We start from the raw sequence: 16,195 nt of genomic DNA on the forward strand, positions 1-16,195 counted from the left end.
TTTTTGTGCCATCTACGGACTGTAGGAGAAGCTCTTGGCAAACGTCGTGGTTGTCGGTGCCCAGTGGGGCGATGAAGGAAAAGGGAAGATCACCGACCTCCTCAGTGAAAAGGCCCATGTGGTCGTCCGCTATCAAGGTGGGGTGAATGCAGGGCATACCCTGGTGGTGGGGGGCCAAACCTTCAAGCTACACTTGATCCCCTCTGGCATTCTCTACCCCGACAAACGCTGCATCATCGCCAGCGGCACGGTGATCGATCCCGAGGTTCTGCTGGCCGAGATCGACCAACTGCATCAATTGGGCATTTCCACCGACAACCTGTTCATTGCCGAAACAGCCCACGTTACCCTGCCCTACCACCGGGTCATCGACATCGCAGAAGAGGAGCGGCGCGGCATCTACAAGCTGGGCACCACCGGACGGGGTATTGGCCCCACCTATGCCGACAAGGCAGAGCGCATGGGCATTCGCGTTGTGGACTTGATGTACCCTGACCAGTTGCGGGAACGCCTCAGTTGGGCCATTCCCTACAAAAATGTCTTGCTGGAAAAGATCTATAACTTGCCGCCCTTGGATCCCGAGCCAATTATCGAGCAATACCTGGCCTATGCCGAGCGGCTGCGCCCCTATGTTACCGACGCTGCCCTGCTTCTGACCCAAGCCATCGAAGATCGGGAGAACATCCTGTTTGAAGGGGCTCAAGGCACCCTGTTGGATCTCGACTACGGCACCTACCCCTACGTCACCTCCTCCCATCCCATTGCCGGTGGCGCTTGTATTGGCGCTGGGATCGGCCCCACCAGCATTGACCGGGTGATCGGGGTGGCCAAAGCCTACACCACCCGCGTTGGCGAAGGCCCTTTCCCCACCGAGCTCAAAGATGAGATCGGGGCGTACCTGGGGGCAACCGGTGCTGAATTTGGCACCACCACAGGGCGACAACGGCGCTGCGGCTGGTTTGACGGGGTAATTGGGCGCTACGCGGTGCGAATCAATGGCCTAGACTGCCTGGCCATCACCAAACTGGATGTGCTGGATGGCTTGGATGAGATCAAGGTGTGCGTGGCCTACGAGTACCAGGGGCGGGAAATTCGTCACTTTCCCAGCGATGCCCGGGTTTTCGCCCAGTGCAAACCCATCTACGAAACCCTGCCGGGCTGGAAATGTTCCACCAAAGATTGCCGCTCCATCCAAGACTTGCCCCCCGAAGCCCATGATTACCTGAAGTTTTTGGCACAGTTGATGCAGGTGCCGATTGCCATTGTTTCTCTGGGGGCCAGCCGCGACCAGACGATTATCGTCGAGGATCCCATCCACGGCCCCAAGCGGGCCCTTCTCTACCCCAATGGTGGCAAGCGCGCCCACGCCCTCATGCCCGACTGAGTGGGCTCAAGAACAATTGGGAACAAGGGCAATCATAGGGCAATCATTAACAATGTAGTGATCAAATGCTCAGTAATGATCAATGTGAGTTAAGTTATGGTCATTTCAGGTTAGGGTGAAACGCCTAAGCTACGGAGAAAAGCCTTCCGGCCCTGTGCGTTCAACGTCTTAGGTGTGGATGCAGTGTCCTAGTTTATAGTCATTTAAGAGGGAATAAAACTGTTCCGTTGTCTTGCTTCCCAGCTCCTCACTGCCGAGCGAATAGGAAGCGTCTTAATCTAACTTGAAATGACTCTAATGGTTTGAGAAAAACAATATTGCCGCAGTTGGGCCAGTTCTACCTCACTGAGATCTTGCCACTGGCCAGGAGCAAGCCCCGCCAGAGAGAGGGGCCCCAGTCCAACTCGAACCAACCGCAAAGTTGGGATCCCAACAGCAGCAGTCATGCGGCGCACCTGGCGATTGCGACCCTCCCGCAGCGTCAGTTCCAGCCAGGTGGTGGGGATGGAGCGGCGAAAGCGGATGGGGGGATCCCGTGGCGGCAGGGTGGGTTCCTCAGCCAAGACCTTAACCTGGGCCGGGCGCGTTTTTCGCCCTTGGATGATCAGCCCCTGTTGCAACTGTTGCAGGGCTTGGGGGGTGGGGATCCCTTCCACCTGAACCCAGTAGGTGCGCTCATGGCCGAACTTGGGATCGATCAAGCGGGCATTGAGGCGACCATCATCGGTCAGCAGGAGCAGCCCTTCGCTGTCGCGATCCAGTCGCCCCACCGGATAAACCCTGGGCACCGGGATAAAAGACTGGAGGGTGGGCCGTCCCTCTCGGTCGGTGAATTGGGTGAGCACGCCATAGGGCTTGTAGAACTTGAGATAGCGCATGACACACAAAACAACAAAACTGTGAACCCAACCTTTCCAATCTTTAAGATTTGGCAGAAGGATTTGGCAGAGCGGCTTCAACGGTAAGATCAAGCCTTAAGGAGCAATATCCCTCCATCGCCAGCAGCGTTTGACGGAGCTCAACCCATGACCATAGACAACAACTTACTCTGGGTTTTGGTTGGAACAGCAGGGCTCTCTCTCCTCAGCCTGGTGTACGTGCTGGTGGATGAGGGCAACAAACGTCGCCGCTACGAACAGCAAAAGGAAAAAGAAGTTGCTCAGCCACCTGCGGTTGTTCCTGCAGAAGAAGCCGGGATCCCAGCTGCACCTCCTCCTTCTGCTCCTGAACCTGTTGCTGCTCAGCCCGCTTCAGCGCCACACACTGCTGACGGGTTCCCAGAAGCGTCGCGTAGCGATGACGAGGAGCCAGAAACCTCCCCGGAAGCGGTTCGCGCCAGCAGGACAGAGTCCTTGCCCAGCCCTGAGGACTCTGCTCTCCCCAAGGAGCCGGATGCAGGGCCTGACCCCGCAGAGGAAATGCCGAAAGATACCCCATAACAGTTTTTTTCGGTTCTGGGGATAGATGGGATCCCCATCCCGCAAGAGGGGAGCTTCATGCCCTCATCAGGGTTTGCTCTCCGTAGCGCAGCATCATCTCCAAAGCCGCGAGACGGTTGCCCCAAACTTGAACTCGATAGGGGTTGCGCAGAGATTCCAGCCGCATCCAAGTGGCAAGATTGGTTTTCAAGTTGCCCAGTTGCTGACGGGCTTGTTCCAGGGCTTCCGGGGTGGGATCCGCTGCCAAGGCCGCCAGGGATCCCTGCACCCGCTCTATTTGCTCCATCCATTGGCTGTGATCCCACAACCCCAACCGTTTCTGCTCGAGCAAAAACATCCACTCCTGCCGCAGCGCTTGGAAGCGATCCCGAACAGCCCCAAAGGGATCCCGATAGGGATCGTGTCCTCGCCTTTTATCCCGACCCTCACCCTGGATAGTGGTGAGTGGATAGTGACTAGCCACTAGTCACTAACAGAGGGTGGGGCTTCCCGGCGGTCTAGCTAACTGCGACCAGGGCTTGATTAGCGCTCCTCCGCCAACCGCACCTGTACCGACTGGCCGTGGGCGGGCAACCCTTCCGCTTGTGTGAGAGCCTGAATGGCGCTGGCCACCTCCCGCAAAGCCGCTGAGCTGTATTGAATCAGACTGGAATGCTTTAGGAAAGTTTCCACCCCCAAAGCCGAGGCATAGCGGGCCGCACCGGCGGTGGGCAAGGTATGGTTGGGGCCAGCCAGGTAATCTCCTACCGCCTCCGGAGTATGGTGGCCCAAGAAAATGGCCCCCGCATGGCGAATGGGATCCAGCAAAGCCCAGGGATCTGCCACCTGCAGTTCCAAATGCTCTGGCGCAAACAGGTTGGACAAAGCCACCGCCGCCGTCAGATCCGGCACCACCGCAATCAGCCCGTAATTCACCACCGACTTTTCCACCATCAGACGGTTGGGATGGGCCTCCATCTGGGTGGCCACCGCCTGCTGCACCTGCTGGGCCAGCTGGAGATCGGTGGTCAGAAGGATGGCCGCCGCCAAGGGATCGTGCTCGGCTTGGGCCAGCAAATCGGCAGCCACATAAAGGGGGTTGGCGCTCTCGTCGGCGATGATCAACACCTCCGATGGCCCGGCCAGCGAGTCGATCCCCACCGTGCCGTACACCAGCTTTTTGGCCAAAGTTACGTAGATGTTGCCGGGGCCGGTGATCACGTCCACCTTGGGGATGGTCTCGGTGCCGTAGGCCAAAGCCCCTATTGCCTGAGCCCCCCCAACGCGATAGATGGTGTGGATGCCTACTTCTTGGGCGGCCACCAAAATGGCCGGGCTAATCCCCTTGCCCCCCGAGCCGTCGGATCCCGGTGGCGTCACCATCACAATCTCGGGCACCCCCGCCACCTGGGCCGGGATGGCGTTCATCAACACCGTGCTGGGATAGGCGGCTCGCCCTCCCGGAATGTAGAGGCCGGCGCGATCCACAGGGCGGTATTGCTTGCCCAAGACGATCTCAGGGCCGGGAAAGCTCACCCAACTGCTGGGCACCCGCTGCCGGTGAAAAGCCTCAATGCGCTGCTTGGCCAGCCGTAGGGCTGAAAGCAATTGCGGAGACACCGCCTGGTAAGCCGCCTCCAGCTCGGCCCCAGACACCTTCAGCTCGGCAACGCTCAGCTCCACCTGGTCGAACTCAGCCGTATAGGTCAGCAGGGCCCGATCCCCCTGACGGCGTACCGCTTGCAGGATCTCCCGCACAGTTGCTTCGCGGTGCAGGTTCTGGTCAGCCTGAGTGCGCTCCGAGATCCGTCTGAGCTCGGCTTCAGCCTCGGCTAGCTGGGTGACGATTCTCAGCATAGCGACTCCTTCGCGTAGAGTGCCGCAACCCCATAGTAACGAGGGATCCGGCGGCATCGGGGTAGCAAAGCGGATCTTTCGCTGGGTCGGCTTGCGGCGACAAGAAGGGACATCCCCAGGCAGGGATCTTGTCTGCACCTGGCGCGATCCGGGTTGATCATGGTCATAGCTTAGCCTGGATTTTCCTCGACCAAGAGCCGGGTAGAGTTCGCCGATAGCCCTACTTAGGAAAAAGCCTGCCCCTTTTTCATAGGCCCAGTTCTGTCGATTTGATCAAGTTGCGAAAATCGTGGATTACCTCTTCACAGCGACGGAAAAAAGCGAGCACCCAATCCCGTAGCACCCTTTGCTGAGATTCGTCCAGTTCCTTGAGGGATCCCCGGTAGTGGATCTGGCCGCTGCGCTCGATCTCGAACTGGTTCAGCCATTCTGCTTTGGATCCCTGGCGTTCCACCACTTCCTGCCGTGCTGCCTTCCAATAGTTGACGATCACCGCCTTGCCCAAATAGCCGGTTGTAATCTGGCAGAGACGGTTCAGAGATTGCACGAAGACATCCATCTCCATGCGCGGGCCCGCCACAGGAGCGGAACTGGGCTGGGTAGCGTTCCGGCCTGCCTCTGCCTGGCTGGTAAATAGACGAAAGGTGGCCAAGCCCTTTGGCGTATCCTGCTGCAGCTCGGCTCGCAGGCGGTTCACGGCCAAGGTGTAAACCGGCATCACCAGATCGTCATTCACCGCCACCAGCAGCACCCATTCCGGCCCAAGGGGGTAAACGAAAACCCGCTGCTCGGCAAACTGAAAGTCAAAATAGTCAAGTCCTGGGGGCATGGTCTCCAAAACTTGAAACAGCCCTTCGGTAAGGGCTTGCTGCTGTCGGCTATCCAAATCCTGAAAAGAGCGGTAGAAGAAAGGGCGACCTGCCCGACTCAAGAGCGCCACCCCCATCACCCCACGGATGGACAAAAAACTGTCGAGCGTTTCCTTCTCCATGCCCACTCAACTTGGATAACACTCTTACTCTTATCCTGACTTAGATTGCCCGAGGGTGGGCGAGCACAACCAACCGAGAGCTGGATGCTCGATGTTTGGGATTGATGTTTGGGATTTAGGAAATGCACCGGGACAAAAACGCCTCGATCCGTCCCACTGCCTCCTCCAGACGGGATCCCTCGACCACCAAAGCAAAGCGGACATAGCCTTCCCCACTGGGGCCAAAGCCAGAACCCGGAGACAGGGCAACCCCTGTGGCTCTCACCAAGTCCAAACAAAACTGGGCAGAAGAGCCGCGATAAAACTCCGGCAAAGGCGCCCACAGATACATGGTGGCCTCCGGCAAAGGCACAGGCCAACCGATGCGGTGTAGAGCCGCCACAGCTATATCCCGTCGCTCTCGGTACACCTGCCGCCAGCGCTCCAAAAAACTATCGGGAACTGCCAAAGCCGCTGCTGCCCCCCGCAGAATGCCCTGGTACTGATGGAAGTCGATGGTGGATTTCACCCACCGCAGGGCTCGGATCAGCTCCCGGCTGCCAATGGCGTAGGCTACCCGGAATCCCCCCATGTGATAGGACTTGGAGAGAGAAAAAAACTCGATGGTGCGGGTTTTATCGGGATCCGCCTGCAGCGCGGAAGGGGCTACCTGGCCGTCGAAACGCCAGTCCACATAGGGAAAATCGTGGGCCAGAACGATGTCGTGCTGTTGACAGAATTGTAGGGTTTCCTGCCAAAACTCCGGGGTGACGGTGGCAGTGGTGGGGTTGTGGGGGTAGTTCAGCACCAGCAACCGTGCCTGCCGGCAGATTGCCTCCGGGATCCGATCCCAGCGGGGCAAGAAGCGGTTTTCCGCCCGCAGGGGCAGGTAGTAGGGGATCCCGCCCGCCAGATGGATCCCGCCCGCATGAGAGGGATAGGCCGGATCGGCGACCAAGGCAACATCGCCAGGATTGAGCAAAGCCAGGGGCAAGAGGGCCGTCCCCTGCTGGGATCCGATCAACGGCAGCACCTCTGTTTCCGGATCGATCTCCAGGCCGAACTTCCCCATGTACCACTTGGCGCAGGCCGTCCGAAAGTCCGCCGTGTCGTGAAACAGCGTGTAGCCATAGGTAGAGGGATCCGACAGAGCCGATTGAATGGCCGCCAAGGAGTCTGAAGGGGGAAAGAGATCGGAGGATCCCAGAGACAGATCGATCACATCCAGGCCAGAGCGACGAGCCTCTCGCTTGGCTCGATCCATTTGGTCAAACACATTGCCGCCGAGGGGCTGAAGTCGCTGGGCGAGGGAAATCGACATGCAACAACTCTTGCAAAGCAGGGGGGTCTATCCTAGCTTGAGGATCCCCTCAGGGATTGTCGTCAGCATTGGGGGAAGAAGGTGAGGTTGGACGCGTGCTGGCCGCCGGCCCCCGGTCGAAAATCTCGATGTGCCACTGTCCTTGGCCGTTGCTCTCAAAAGCGATAAACCGGCCATCGCCGCTGATGGTGGGGTTGCGCACATCTCCCGGCACCCGGCTGCTGATGTTTTCTATCCTGCGAGTTTCCCGGTCGTAGAGGAAGATCTCAGACTTGCCCAGAGCATTGGACACGTAGACGATGTAGCGGCCATCAGCGCTGATGTCGGGCGAGGTAGCCGCCACGTCGCTGGAGTTGAGGCCGGGCAGATCCACCAAGCGACGTTCCACCGTGTCGTAGAGAAAAATATCCTGGCTGCCGCTGCGGGCCGAGGAAAACACCAGGTAGCGGCCATCTCCGTTGAAAGCAGGCTCCCCATCGGGGAAGATGCTGTTGAGGCCACTGTTGGTCAGGCTGGGACGCGGGGTGCGAAAACCTGCGGGGCTGCAGCCCAACAGCACCAAGCTCAATCCGGCCAGGCCCAGCTTTCTCGCCCACCGGGCCGCGCCAAACAGGATCCGGCCATTGGTCAGCATGGCATCGCCTCTCCAACCCACTCTTCCCATCATACCCGGTTGACAAACTCGGCTCCGGCTAGGGCTCCACCTTGACACCCTTCCAGAAGGCCACATAGCCCCGGATGTTGGCCGCAGCGGGTTTGGGATCCGGGTAGTACCAGGCGGCATCTTTGTTCTCCTGGCCGTTGACCACGAGGGTGTAGTAGCTGGCCTCCCCCTTCCAAGGGCAGGTGGTGTGGGTAGAGCTGGGCTGGAAGTATTCCCGGCGCAGAGATTCCGGCGGAAAATAGATGTTGCCTTCTACGGTTTCGTAGCGGTCTGTCTCCGCCACCACTACCCCATTCCAGATAGCCCTGGGCATGGAAAACCTCCTCTTGCCAAGTTTTGGATATCGGATTTTTGAGTTGCGGATCCCGGCGGCTGAGGCCGCCTTGCTTTGAGCTTAGCTCTTCCCTTCCTCTTATGATCGTCTTGTATTGTCCCTTGTATTGTCCGATGAGAAGCTCTCTGTCCGGTGGGGAAGCCTGCCGATCCCGAGAGCAAAGTGGAGTCTTTTAAGGGCTGCTTCCTACCGCTATTGAGCGCTACGGCCATGGCTCGCCGCAACACCCTACAAGATGACCTCAACTACCAACAAGCCAAGCGCAGCCTGCGCCAGTGGGTGGCCCAACTGGATCTGCGCCCCCAAGAGGTCGCGGGCTTAGAAGGGGAGTTGGAGAGCTTGCAAGCGCTCTTGGACAAGCTGGAAACCGAGGTCATCCACATCGCCGCCTTTGGTCTGGTGGGGCGAGGCAAGTCTTCCCTGCTCAATGCCCTGCTGGGCGAGCCAGTCTTTGAGACGGGGCCCACCCATGGCATCACCCGTACCCAGCAAGTGGCAACTTGGAACATCAGCTGGGAAACCCGCCCCCAGTCCTCCTTCTCTGGCACATCCCTGCAGGGATCCCGCCTCCCCCCTTCCTCGGTGCAGTCGGTACAGGTCGCCCATTGGCAGGGATCCCGTCTGGAGCTGATCGACACCCCCGGCCTGGATGAAGTAGACGGCGAAGAGCGGGCGCGGCTGGCCCGAGAAGTGGCGCAGCGGGCGGATTTGATCCTGTTTGTCGTCTGCGGGGATCTGACGCGGGTGGAGTTTGAGGCCCTGGCCACCCTGCGGGAGGCGGGCAAGCCCATGCTGCTGGTGTTCAACAAGATCGACCAGTACCCAGAGGCGGATCGCCAGGCCATCTACGATAAGATCCGCAACGAACGGGTGCGGCAGCTCCTTTCTCCCAACGAGATCGTCATGGTGGCGGCCTCCCCTCGCGTGCCCCGCCTGGTACAAAGGCCGGATGGGAGCTTTGCTGCCCAAATGGAAGTGGGATCCCCGCAGGTGGACGAGCTGCGCCAGAAAATCCTGGAAGTCCTGCATCGGGAGGGGCGTTCGCTGCTGGCCTTGAATGCCCTCCTGTTTGCCGATCGGGTTAACCAGCAGGTAATTGAGCGCAAGCTGCAAACCCGTGCCCAGCAAGCCCAAGACCTCATCGCCTCAGCCGCCCGCACCAAAGCGCTGGCGGTTGCCCTCAACCCCATCACCCTGCTCGATACCTTGGGAGGGCTGGCCATCGATGTCACCCTGATCCTGCGCCTGGCCCGCCTGTACGGCTGGCCCATGAGCACTGCAGGAGCCACACAACTGCTGCAGAAGATCATCCTCAGCATGCTCAGCCTGGGCGCCGGCGAGTGGGTGGCGCTGTTGGGCCTGGGATCCTTAAAAACCTTGCTGGGGGGATTCTCTCTGGGAGCCTACGGTTCCGTGGCCCTGACGCAGGCGGTGTTGGCCGGGTTTTCCTGCTATGCCATCGGCGAGTCCGCCCGCCGCTACCTCGCCCAAGGGGCCAGTTGGGGGCCAGAGGGCCCCAAAGCCGCCATAGCCCAGATTTTGGCCGATTTGGACGAAGCCTCGATCACCGCCCGCCTGCGAGAGGAAATCCGCCACAAAATCGGATTTGCTTTCCCCTGACCCTCTACAATCAAAAAGCCGAGCCGCGTCGTCCTCATGACCTACTGCCTTGGCATCATCACCCGCTTTGGCTTGGTGATGGCGGCAGATTCCCGCACCAACGCCGGGGTGGACTACGTCTCCACCTACCAAAAGCTGTTCGATTTTTCCGTGCCCGAAGAGCGGGTGATCTTGATCTGCACCTCCGGCAACCTGTCCATCACCCAGGGCGTTTTGACCGAAGTGCAGCGGGATCTGCGCCAACCGGAAAGTACCAATCTCCACACCTTTCCCCACCTCTACGACGTGGCCCGCTACCTGGGATCCAAAATTCGTTACATTCAGGAGCAAGACCGGCCCTGGCTGGAAAAAGACGGCATCGACGCCCAGTGCAGCCTGTTGTTGGGGGGACAGATCCGAGGCGAAGAGCCAGCCCTTTTTTTGATCTACAGCCAGGGCAACTGCATCCAGGCCACCCCGGAAACCCCTTTTTTGCAGGTGGGGGAAACCAAATACGGCAAACCCATCCTGGATCGCACCCTCTCCTACGAAACCTCGCTAGCAGATGCGGCCAAATGCGCTCTCCTCTCCATCGACTCCACCATGAAATCCAACATCTCCGTCGGCCCCCCCATCGATTTGGTGATGGTGCAAGCGGATCAGTTCAAGGTCACCCACCGTCTGCGCCTGCGCACCGGGGATCCCTACCTGGCCAAGATGCGCAAACTGTGGGAGAGCGCCCTCAAACAAGCCTTCGACCAAATGCCCCCCATCGAGTGGGACTACTCGGATCCAGCTGATCGGGAAGAGCTGCTCGACTGAGAGGAGGAGATTGGTAGGATAGGGGTTGCTCTATCTCTGCCCAACCCTTGCCATGTCAGCCCACACCTTTCAAGACTTGATCTTTCGCCTGCAACAGTTTTGGGGGGAGCAGGGCTGCTTGATCCTACAACCCTACGACCTGGAAAAAGGCGCCGGCACCATGAGCCCCCACACGTTTTTGCGCGCCTTGGGGCCGGATCCCTGGCGAGTGGCCTATGTCGAACCCTGTCGCCGCCCCACCGATGGACGCTACGGTCAAAACCCCAATCGCCTGCAGCACTATTTTCAATACCAAGTGTTGATCAAGCCCTCCCCCGACGACATTCAAGATGTGTACCTGGATAGCCTGCAAGCTCTGGGCGTGAATCCGGCAGAGCACGATATTCGCTTTGTGGAAGATGATTGGGAATCTCCCACCTTGGGGGCTTGGGGCGTGGGCTGGGAAGTGTGGCTGGACGGCATGGAAGTAACCCAGTTCACCTACTTTCAGCAGGTGGGCGGACAAGATTGTCGCCCGGTTTCTGTAGAAATTACCTATGGGCTAGAGCGCCTGGCCATGTATCTGCAGGGGGTGGATTCGGTTTTCGATCTCTGCTGGAATGAGCATCCTTCTCTGGGACGGATTACCTATGGACAAATCTATTTCCAAAATGAGGTCGAGCAATCTTATTACAACTTCGAGTATTCCGATCCGGAGATGCTACTGGAATTGTTCCGGCTCTACGAAGCCGAGGCCAAGCGTTTGATCGAAACCACCCAACAGAAACTGCAGAAACAGGTGTTGCCGGATCGGTTGGCCGTGTCTCTGCTCCTGCCCGCCTACGACTATGTGCTCAAGTGCTCCCACACCTTTAACCTGCTCGACGCTCGTGGTGTCATTGCTGTAGCCGAGCGCACCCTCTACATTGGGCGCATCCGTAACCTGGCTCGACAATTGGCGGAGCTGTACGTTAGCCAAGCCGATCGACCGGGATCCAGCTATGCCCTGCGGCAACCGGAACCCGCTTTGGTTTACAGGGGTGCCTCTCCCCAGAGTTAATTCTTGAGAAAGGGATCCCACCTTTGGCTATGATAAGAGATTGGTGTCAGCAAGGTGCTGGCTGCCCAAATGGCTCTTGTGGAAAGTCAGTGACCTCGTTTTCATCCTCTTTTTCTGACCAGTTCACCTTACTTTTTTCGGAAAAGCTTTATGTTTTACCATCATCCCGTCACTCGGGTTTCCATCTTTATTGATGGCAATAATATGTTTTATGCTCAACAGAAAAATGGCTGGTTTTTTGACCCACGCCGGGTGCTGGATTATTTTGTTAGATCACAGCCGAATGTTGAATTGGTCAACGCCTTTTGGTACACCGGCATCAAGGATCCCCATGATCAGAGGGCCTTTCGAGACGCTCTGATCAGCATGGGCTTCACTGTGCGCACCAAGATCCTCAAAGAATATCGAGATGAAGACTCCGGTCGGTACTCCCAAAAAGCAAATCTGGATATCGAAATAGTAATCGATATGTTCAACACCGTTGGCCAGTACGATAGGATCATTCTATTTAGCGGCGATGGAGATTTTGAGCGGGCCGTCGAGCTGTTGCGTTCCAAAAACACGCTGATTACAGTTGTCTCCACCGAAGGGATGATCGCCCGCGAGCTGCGCAACGCCACCGACCGCTACATCGACCTCAATGACATTCGCCCCTACATTGAGAAGTTAGACAAGTAGTGCTTTGGGCAGGGTTCTGGACTGCTTCCTCTGCCGTCGGGTCAGACCCATAGCCTCCTGGCGAGCTGGCGACAACACCGCCTAAGTTCGTTCTGGCTTTTTCCATCTTCACGGATCCCATCCCTGCCACACAAGCGGCACGTCCGTTGTACCGGCTCTAGTCAGCGCTGCCGGAAAGGAGCTGTCCCGGCCAATTCCAGTAGGGTGCTCTGGTGTCCGGCAGAAGGGCTGTGTCTTCTCCCCTTGGCAGCCAACTTCTGGGCAACCTTGGCTTAGGCAGAGGGCCAGACAGGCTAGCATTGTAAAAAATCTTTGCCCTGATCAGGTTTTTATGACCGGCGTTCCTGTCTCCCGCATTCGCAACTTTTCCATCATCGCCCACATCGACCACGGCAAGTCCACCCTCGCCGATCGCCTCCTGCAGGAAACGGGCACCGTTTCAGCCCGCGAGATGAAGCCACAACTGCTGGACAGCATGGAACTGGAGCGGGAACGGGGCATTACCATCAAGCTGCAAGCGGCCCGCATGAACTACCGTGCCCAAGACGGCCAAGATTATGTTTTGAACCTGATCGACACGCCAGGGCATGTAGACTTCACCTACGAAGTCTCCCGCTCCCTGGCCGCCTGTGAAGGGGCGTTGCTGGTGGTGGATGCCTCTCAAGGGGTGGAGGCCCAAACCCTGGCCAACGTCTACCTGGCCCTGGAGAACAACCTGGAAATTATTCCGGTGATCAACAAAATCGACCTGCCGGGCGCCGAGCCGGAGCGGGTGATTGCGGAGATTGAGCAGGTAATCGGCCTCGACTGCAGCGGGGCAATCCTGGCCTCTGCCAAGGTGGGTATTGGCATTCAAGAGATTCTGGAGGCCATTGTGCAGCGGGTGCCCCCCCCACGGGATACAGTGGCGGATCCCTTGCGGGCCTTGATTTTCGATAGCTATTACGACGCCTATCGCGGCGTGATCGTCTATGTGCGCATCATGGACGGGGAGGTGAAAACGGGGGACAAGATTTGCTTTATGGCCTCTGGCCGAGAATACGAGATTACCGAGCTGGGGGTGATGCGTCCCAACCAAGAGCCGGTGGATGCCCTACATGCGGGCGAGGTGGGCTACATGGCCGCCGCCATCAAGAGCGTGGAACACGCCCGTGTTGGGGATACCATCACACTGGTGAATCGCAAAGCTCCTGAGCCCCTGCCCGGCTACAAAGAAGCCAAGCCGATGGTGTTTTGTGGCCTGTTCCCCAGCAGCTCCGATCAGTACGCCGAACTCAAAGAGGCTCTGGAAAAGCTCAAGCTCAACGATGCTGCCCTGTACTTTGAGCCGGAAATTTCCAGCGCCATGGGCTTCGGCTTCCGCTGTGGTTTTCTGGGCCTGCTGCACATGGAGGTGGTGCAGGAACGCCTAGAGCGGGAGTACAATCTCGATCTGGTGATCACAGCTCCGACGGTGGTGTACCAAGTTACCCTCAACAACGGCTCTGTGATTCGGGTGGACAATCCCAGCAAGCTGCCTCCCCCCAACGAGCGCACCAGCATTGAGGAGCCGATTGTCAGGGTAGAGGTGATTCTTCCTGAGGAATTTGTCGGTACCGTGATGGAGCTGTGTGAGACCAAACGCGGCACTTTTAAAGACATGAAATATCTGGCGCAGGGTCGGACTACGCTGGTGTATGAGCTGCCCCTGGCGGAAGTGGTCACCGACTTTTTCGACCAATTGAAATCGCGCACCCGCGGTTATGCCAGCATGGACTACCAAATGATTGGCTATCGCGCCGATGATTTGGTGCGTTTGGACATTTTGATCAACGGCGATGTGGTGGATTCTCTATCCACAATTGTGCATCGGGACAAAGCTTTTTATGTAGGCCGTTCTCTAGTGGCCAAGTTACGAGAGCTGATCCCGCGCCATCAATTTGAAGTGCCCATTCAGGCGGCAATTGGCTCTAAGGTGATTGCTCGTGAAACCATACCGGCCCTGCGCAAAAACGTCTTGGCCAAATGCTACGGAGGAGATGTGACCCGCAAACGCAAGCTTTTGGAAAAACAAAAAGAGGGGAAAAAACGCATGAAGGCGGTGGGAACGGTGGATGTGCCCCAAGAAGCGTTTATGGCCGTGCTGAAGCTGCAGAATGACTAGGGCGATGGGCACTCAACTGGGGCGGGAAGAGGTGTTGGCCTGGCTACAGGAGCGGGTGTCTCCTCCTCGCCTCCGCCATATCTTGGGGGTAGAGGGGATGGCCCGACAGCTGGCGGCCCACTACGGGCTGGATGAGCAGAAAGCTGCTTGGGCAGGGCTGATGCACGACTTGGCCAAGGCTTTCCCGCCGGAGCAACTGTTGCAAAGGGTGGCTCAGGAACGGGAGCTGGATGAAATTGAGCGGGCCGAACCTCACATCCTGCATGCTGAGGTGGGATCCCTGGTGGCGCGGGAGCAGTTTCAGGTACAAGATCCGGAGATTTTGGCGGCCATTGCCAACCACACGCTAGGGCAGCCCGGCATGGATCCGCTCAGTTGCGTGGTTTTCGTGGCCGATGCCCTGGAGCCGAATCGGGGCAACAGCCCAGAATTGGAGCGGTTGCGGCAGATGGCTTTTGTAGATTTGTCTAAAACCGTAGTGGGAGTATGTGACTTGAGCCTAAAATTTTTGCTAGACCGGAATCAGGTGGTTCATCCGCGCACACTCATGACTCGGAATCATTTTTTGTTACATCCTTTAGAAAAAGCGGTGTTCTAGGTTAACTCAGTCGTTTCAGGAGGGTTTTAGTTGCTACATCTCATGCCTGCCCCTGCTGGGGATCCCATCTATTGCATGGCGCTGAGTGCAGCTCGCGCGGCAGAAGAGAAAAAAGGTGGCGATATCGTTCTGCTGGATGTATCCCAAGTCTCCACTTTGGCAGATTACTTTCTTCTGGTCAGCGGCTACTCGCTTACGCAAGTCCGCGCCATTGCCCGAGCAATTGAGGAAAAGGTTTGGGACGAGTGGAAACAAACTCCGCGCCGCATCGAAGGGCAGGAATCGGCCTCTTGGATACTGATCGACTATGCCGATCTCATTGTCCATGTGATTATGCAACAGGAAAGGGACTACTATGACCTAGAGTCTTTCTGGATCCAGGCTCAGCGAGTCGATCTGCCCATAGCAGGCTAAATCTATTTGTTTTGGATCCCTGGATTTGGCAGTTCTTCAGAGCTTGGAGCCAAGGGAAGAGTTGCTCTTTACAACTCTTTAACTGCCTTCCAGGGCCTCCTTGACAGACAGAAGTTTTAGTCAATTGTCAAGAAATATGTAAGTTTCTTAATATTCCCGCAATTTCTTACACAGTCACGTGTTAGGGTAGTGAATGACAAATAGCTGAGTAAGATCTTCCTGCCTTTTGCAGTCGAGTTTCTATAGTCTTTGTTAAACGCTCTACCTTGTTTCTCTTGAACGCTGATAATTCTTTGTTGGTACTGAATACCAGCAAAAAGATTTTCCAGCTGCTGATGGCTCCTATTGGCTGCTTTCAGCGGCAAGTGGAAAGGCAAACGAGGCGAATAGAGGAGGCAAGGATTGGCTGCACAAGAGGATCTTACGAACGAAACCGCAACTTCTTCCCGACGGCAGACTTAACTGCAACCGGCTTAAATGGTCGGCCTGTAGGCAAAATCCGGTGCCAAAAGCAGCGGAGGAAGATGGGGAAGCAGCGTTTTTTGTTTAATGTCTGTTTTTAAGAGCGACAGGGATTTTTAGGAGGGACATTCATCATGGAAAAGATGTTGGTTAATATCGTCGAGTACCTGGCATTGGGAGAACTGGAAACTATCCTCTCCACTGAGCACCCCCATCAACAGGTGTTTTATGACGCTAGGGAGCGGGAAGCGATGATGCAGCAGATCCTAAACCGGGTCCCCGCCATCTACATGTGGCTGGCTGCCGATGAGTGTCCCAGCCGCGATCAACTCAATTCCTCTGAGCTGGAATTGCTGCGGTCGGTAGTGCGGGATGTGGTCAATCAAAAACTCCAACAAGCCTCTTTTGGCCTTGACCCCTATGCGGGATCCATGTCAGAGGTCTTCTACGGATAGAGGGGGCGGGCTTAAGCTACACTGCAAAGGCGTTGCC

17 protein-coding genes are annotated in these 16,195 nt (G+C 57.3%); 10 read left to right on the top strand and 7 right to left on the bottom strand.

The annotated features are described in order from the left end of the window. Positions 1-34 precede the first annotated feature (34 nt). Positions 35-1,384, top strand: a complete 1,350-nt coding sequence (locus ACVWXF_RS06950) for an adenylosuccinate synthase (protein WP_457474010.1) — start codon at positions 35-37, stop codon at positions 1,382-1,384. Positions 1,385-1,662: 278 nt separating this feature from the next. Here ACVWXF_RS06950 and ACVWXF_RS06955 read toward each other — a convergent pair whose 3' ends face one another. Continuing rightward, complete coding sequence (locus tag ACVWXF_RS06955) at positions 1,663-2,262, bottom strand: pseudouridine synthase (RefSeq protein ID WP_457474011.1); 600 nt, start codon at positions 2,260-2,262, stop codon at positions 1,663-1,665. Positions 2,263-2,409: 147 nt separating this feature from the next. Here ACVWXF_RS06955 and ACVWXF_RS06960 point away from each other — a divergent pair, with 147 nt between their 5' ends. Next, positions 2,410-2,823 (top strand): hypothetical protein, encoded by a 414-nt coding sequence (locus ACVWXF_RS06960; protein WP_457474012.1) that lies wholly within the window; start codon positions 2,410-2,412, stop codon positions 2,821-2,823. A gap of 55 nt (positions 2,824-2,878) precedes the next feature. Here ACVWXF_RS06960 and ACVWXF_RS06965 read toward each other — a convergent pair whose 3' ends face one another. The 6 genes from ACVWXF_RS06965 to ACVWXF_RS06990 all read right to left on the bottom strand — a co-directional run bounded on the left by ACVWXF_RS06965 (position 2,879) and on the right by ACVWXF_RS06990 (position 7,927). Beyond that, positions 2,879-3,286 carry a hypothetical protein gene (locus ACVWXF_RS06965; RefSeq protein ID WP_457474013.1) on the bottom strand — a complete coding sequence of 136 codons (408 nt, stop codon included), beginning with the start codon at positions 3,284-3,286 and terminating at the stop codon, positions 2,879-2,881. A 59-nt stretch (positions 3,287-3,345) separates the two neighbouring features. Beyond that, a complete protein-coding gene (hisD, locus tag ACVWXF_RS06970; protein ID WP_414328849.1) occupies positions 3,346-4,659 on the bottom strand; it encodes a histidinol dehydrogenase in 1,314 nt (437 codons plus the stop codon). A 247-nt stretch (positions 4,660-4,906) separates the two neighbouring features. Beyond that, a complete protein-coding gene (locus tag ACVWXF_RS06975) occupies positions 4,907-5,650 on the bottom strand; it encodes a hypothetical protein (RefSeq protein WP_457474014.1) in 744 nt (247 codons plus the stop codon). Between the two features lie 115 nt (positions 5,651-5,765). Next, positions 5,766-6,950, bottom strand: coding sequence for an LL-diaminopimelate aminotransferase (locus tag ACVWXF_RS06980; RefSeq protein WP_457474015.1), 1,185 nt, complete (start codon positions 6,948-6,950; stop codon positions 5,766-5,768). A 49-nt stretch (positions 6,951-6,999) separates the two neighbouring features. Continuing rightward, positions 7,000-7,584, bottom strand: a complete 585-nt coding sequence (locus ACVWXF_RS06985) for a TolB family protein (RefSeq protein WP_414328852.1) — start codon at positions 7,582-7,584, stop codon at positions 7,000-7,002. A 58-nt stretch (positions 7,585-7,642) separates the two neighbouring features. Next, positions 7,643-7,927 carry a DUF427 domain-containing protein gene (locus ACVWXF_RS06990; RefSeq protein ID WP_414328853.1) on the bottom strand — a complete coding sequence of 95 codons (285 nt, stop codon included), beginning with the start codon at positions 7,925-7,927 and terminating at the stop codon, positions 7,643-7,645. 231 nt (positions 7,928-8,158) lie between these two features. Here ACVWXF_RS06990 and ACVWXF_RS06995 point away from each other — a divergent pair, with 231 nt between their 5' ends. From ACVWXF_RS06995 to ACVWXF_RS07030, 8 genes are all read left to right on the top strand, one after another. Beyond that, positions 8,159-9,568 (top strand): DUF697 domain-containing protein, encoded by a 1,410-nt coding sequence (locus ACVWXF_RS06995; protein WP_457474024.1) that lies wholly within the window; start codon positions 8,159-8,161, stop codon positions 9,566-9,568. Positions 9,569-9,604: 36 nt separating this feature from the next. Continuing rightward, on the top strand, positions 9,605-10,369 hold the full coding sequence (locus ACVWXF_RS07000) for a peptidase (protein ID WP_414412782.1): 765 nt from the start codon (positions 9,605-9,607) through the stop codon (positions 10,367-10,369). Positions 10,370-10,421: 52 nt separating this feature from the next. Beyond that, positions 10,422-11,408: a glycine--tRNA ligase subunit alpha gene (glyQ, locus tag ACVWXF_RS07005; protein ID WP_414356301.1), complete on the top strand. Its 987-nt coding sequence runs from the start codon at positions 10,422-10,424 to the stop codon at positions 11,406-11,408. A 150-nt stretch (positions 11,409-11,558) separates the two neighbouring features. Continuing rightward, positions 11,559-12,086: a low amplitude/bright protein LabA gene (locus ACVWXF_RS07010; protein ID WP_011431737.1), complete on the top strand. Its 528-nt coding sequence runs from the start codon at positions 11,559-11,561 to the stop codon at positions 12,084-12,086. A gap of 331 nt (positions 12,087-12,417) precedes the next feature. Next, on the top strand, positions 12,418-14,229 hold the full coding sequence (gene lepA / locus ACVWXF_RS07015; protein ID WP_414328663.1) for a translation elongation factor 4: 1,812 nt from the start codon (positions 12,418-12,420) through the stop codon (positions 14,227-14,229). Next, positions 14,222-14,827, top strand: coding sequence for a bis(5'-nucleosyl)-tetraphosphatase (symmetrical) YqeK (yqeK, locus tag ACVWXF_RS07020; RefSeq protein WP_457474016.1), 606 nt, complete (start codon positions 14,222-14,224; stop codon positions 14,825-14,827). The genes lepA and yqeK overlap by 8 nt, the downstream gene beginning before the upstream one ends. 42 nt (positions 14,828-14,869) lie before the next feature. Continuing rightward, on the top strand, positions 14,870-15,241 hold the full coding sequence (gene rsfS, locus ACVWXF_RS07025) for a ribosome silencing factor (protein WP_011431734.1): 372 nt from the start codon (positions 14,870-14,872) through the stop codon (positions 15,239-15,241). A 596-nt stretch (positions 15,242-15,837) separates the two neighbouring features. Continuing rightward, positions 15,838-16,158, top strand: coding sequence for a hypothetical protein (locus ACVWXF_RS07030; protein ID WP_011431733.1), 321 nt, complete (start codon positions 15,838-15,840; stop codon positions 16,156-16,158). The last annotated feature ends 37 nt before the right edge of the window (positions 16,159-16,195 follow it).

The sequence above is a fragment of the Thermostichus sp. MS-CIW-40 genome (genome assembly GCF_054058315.1).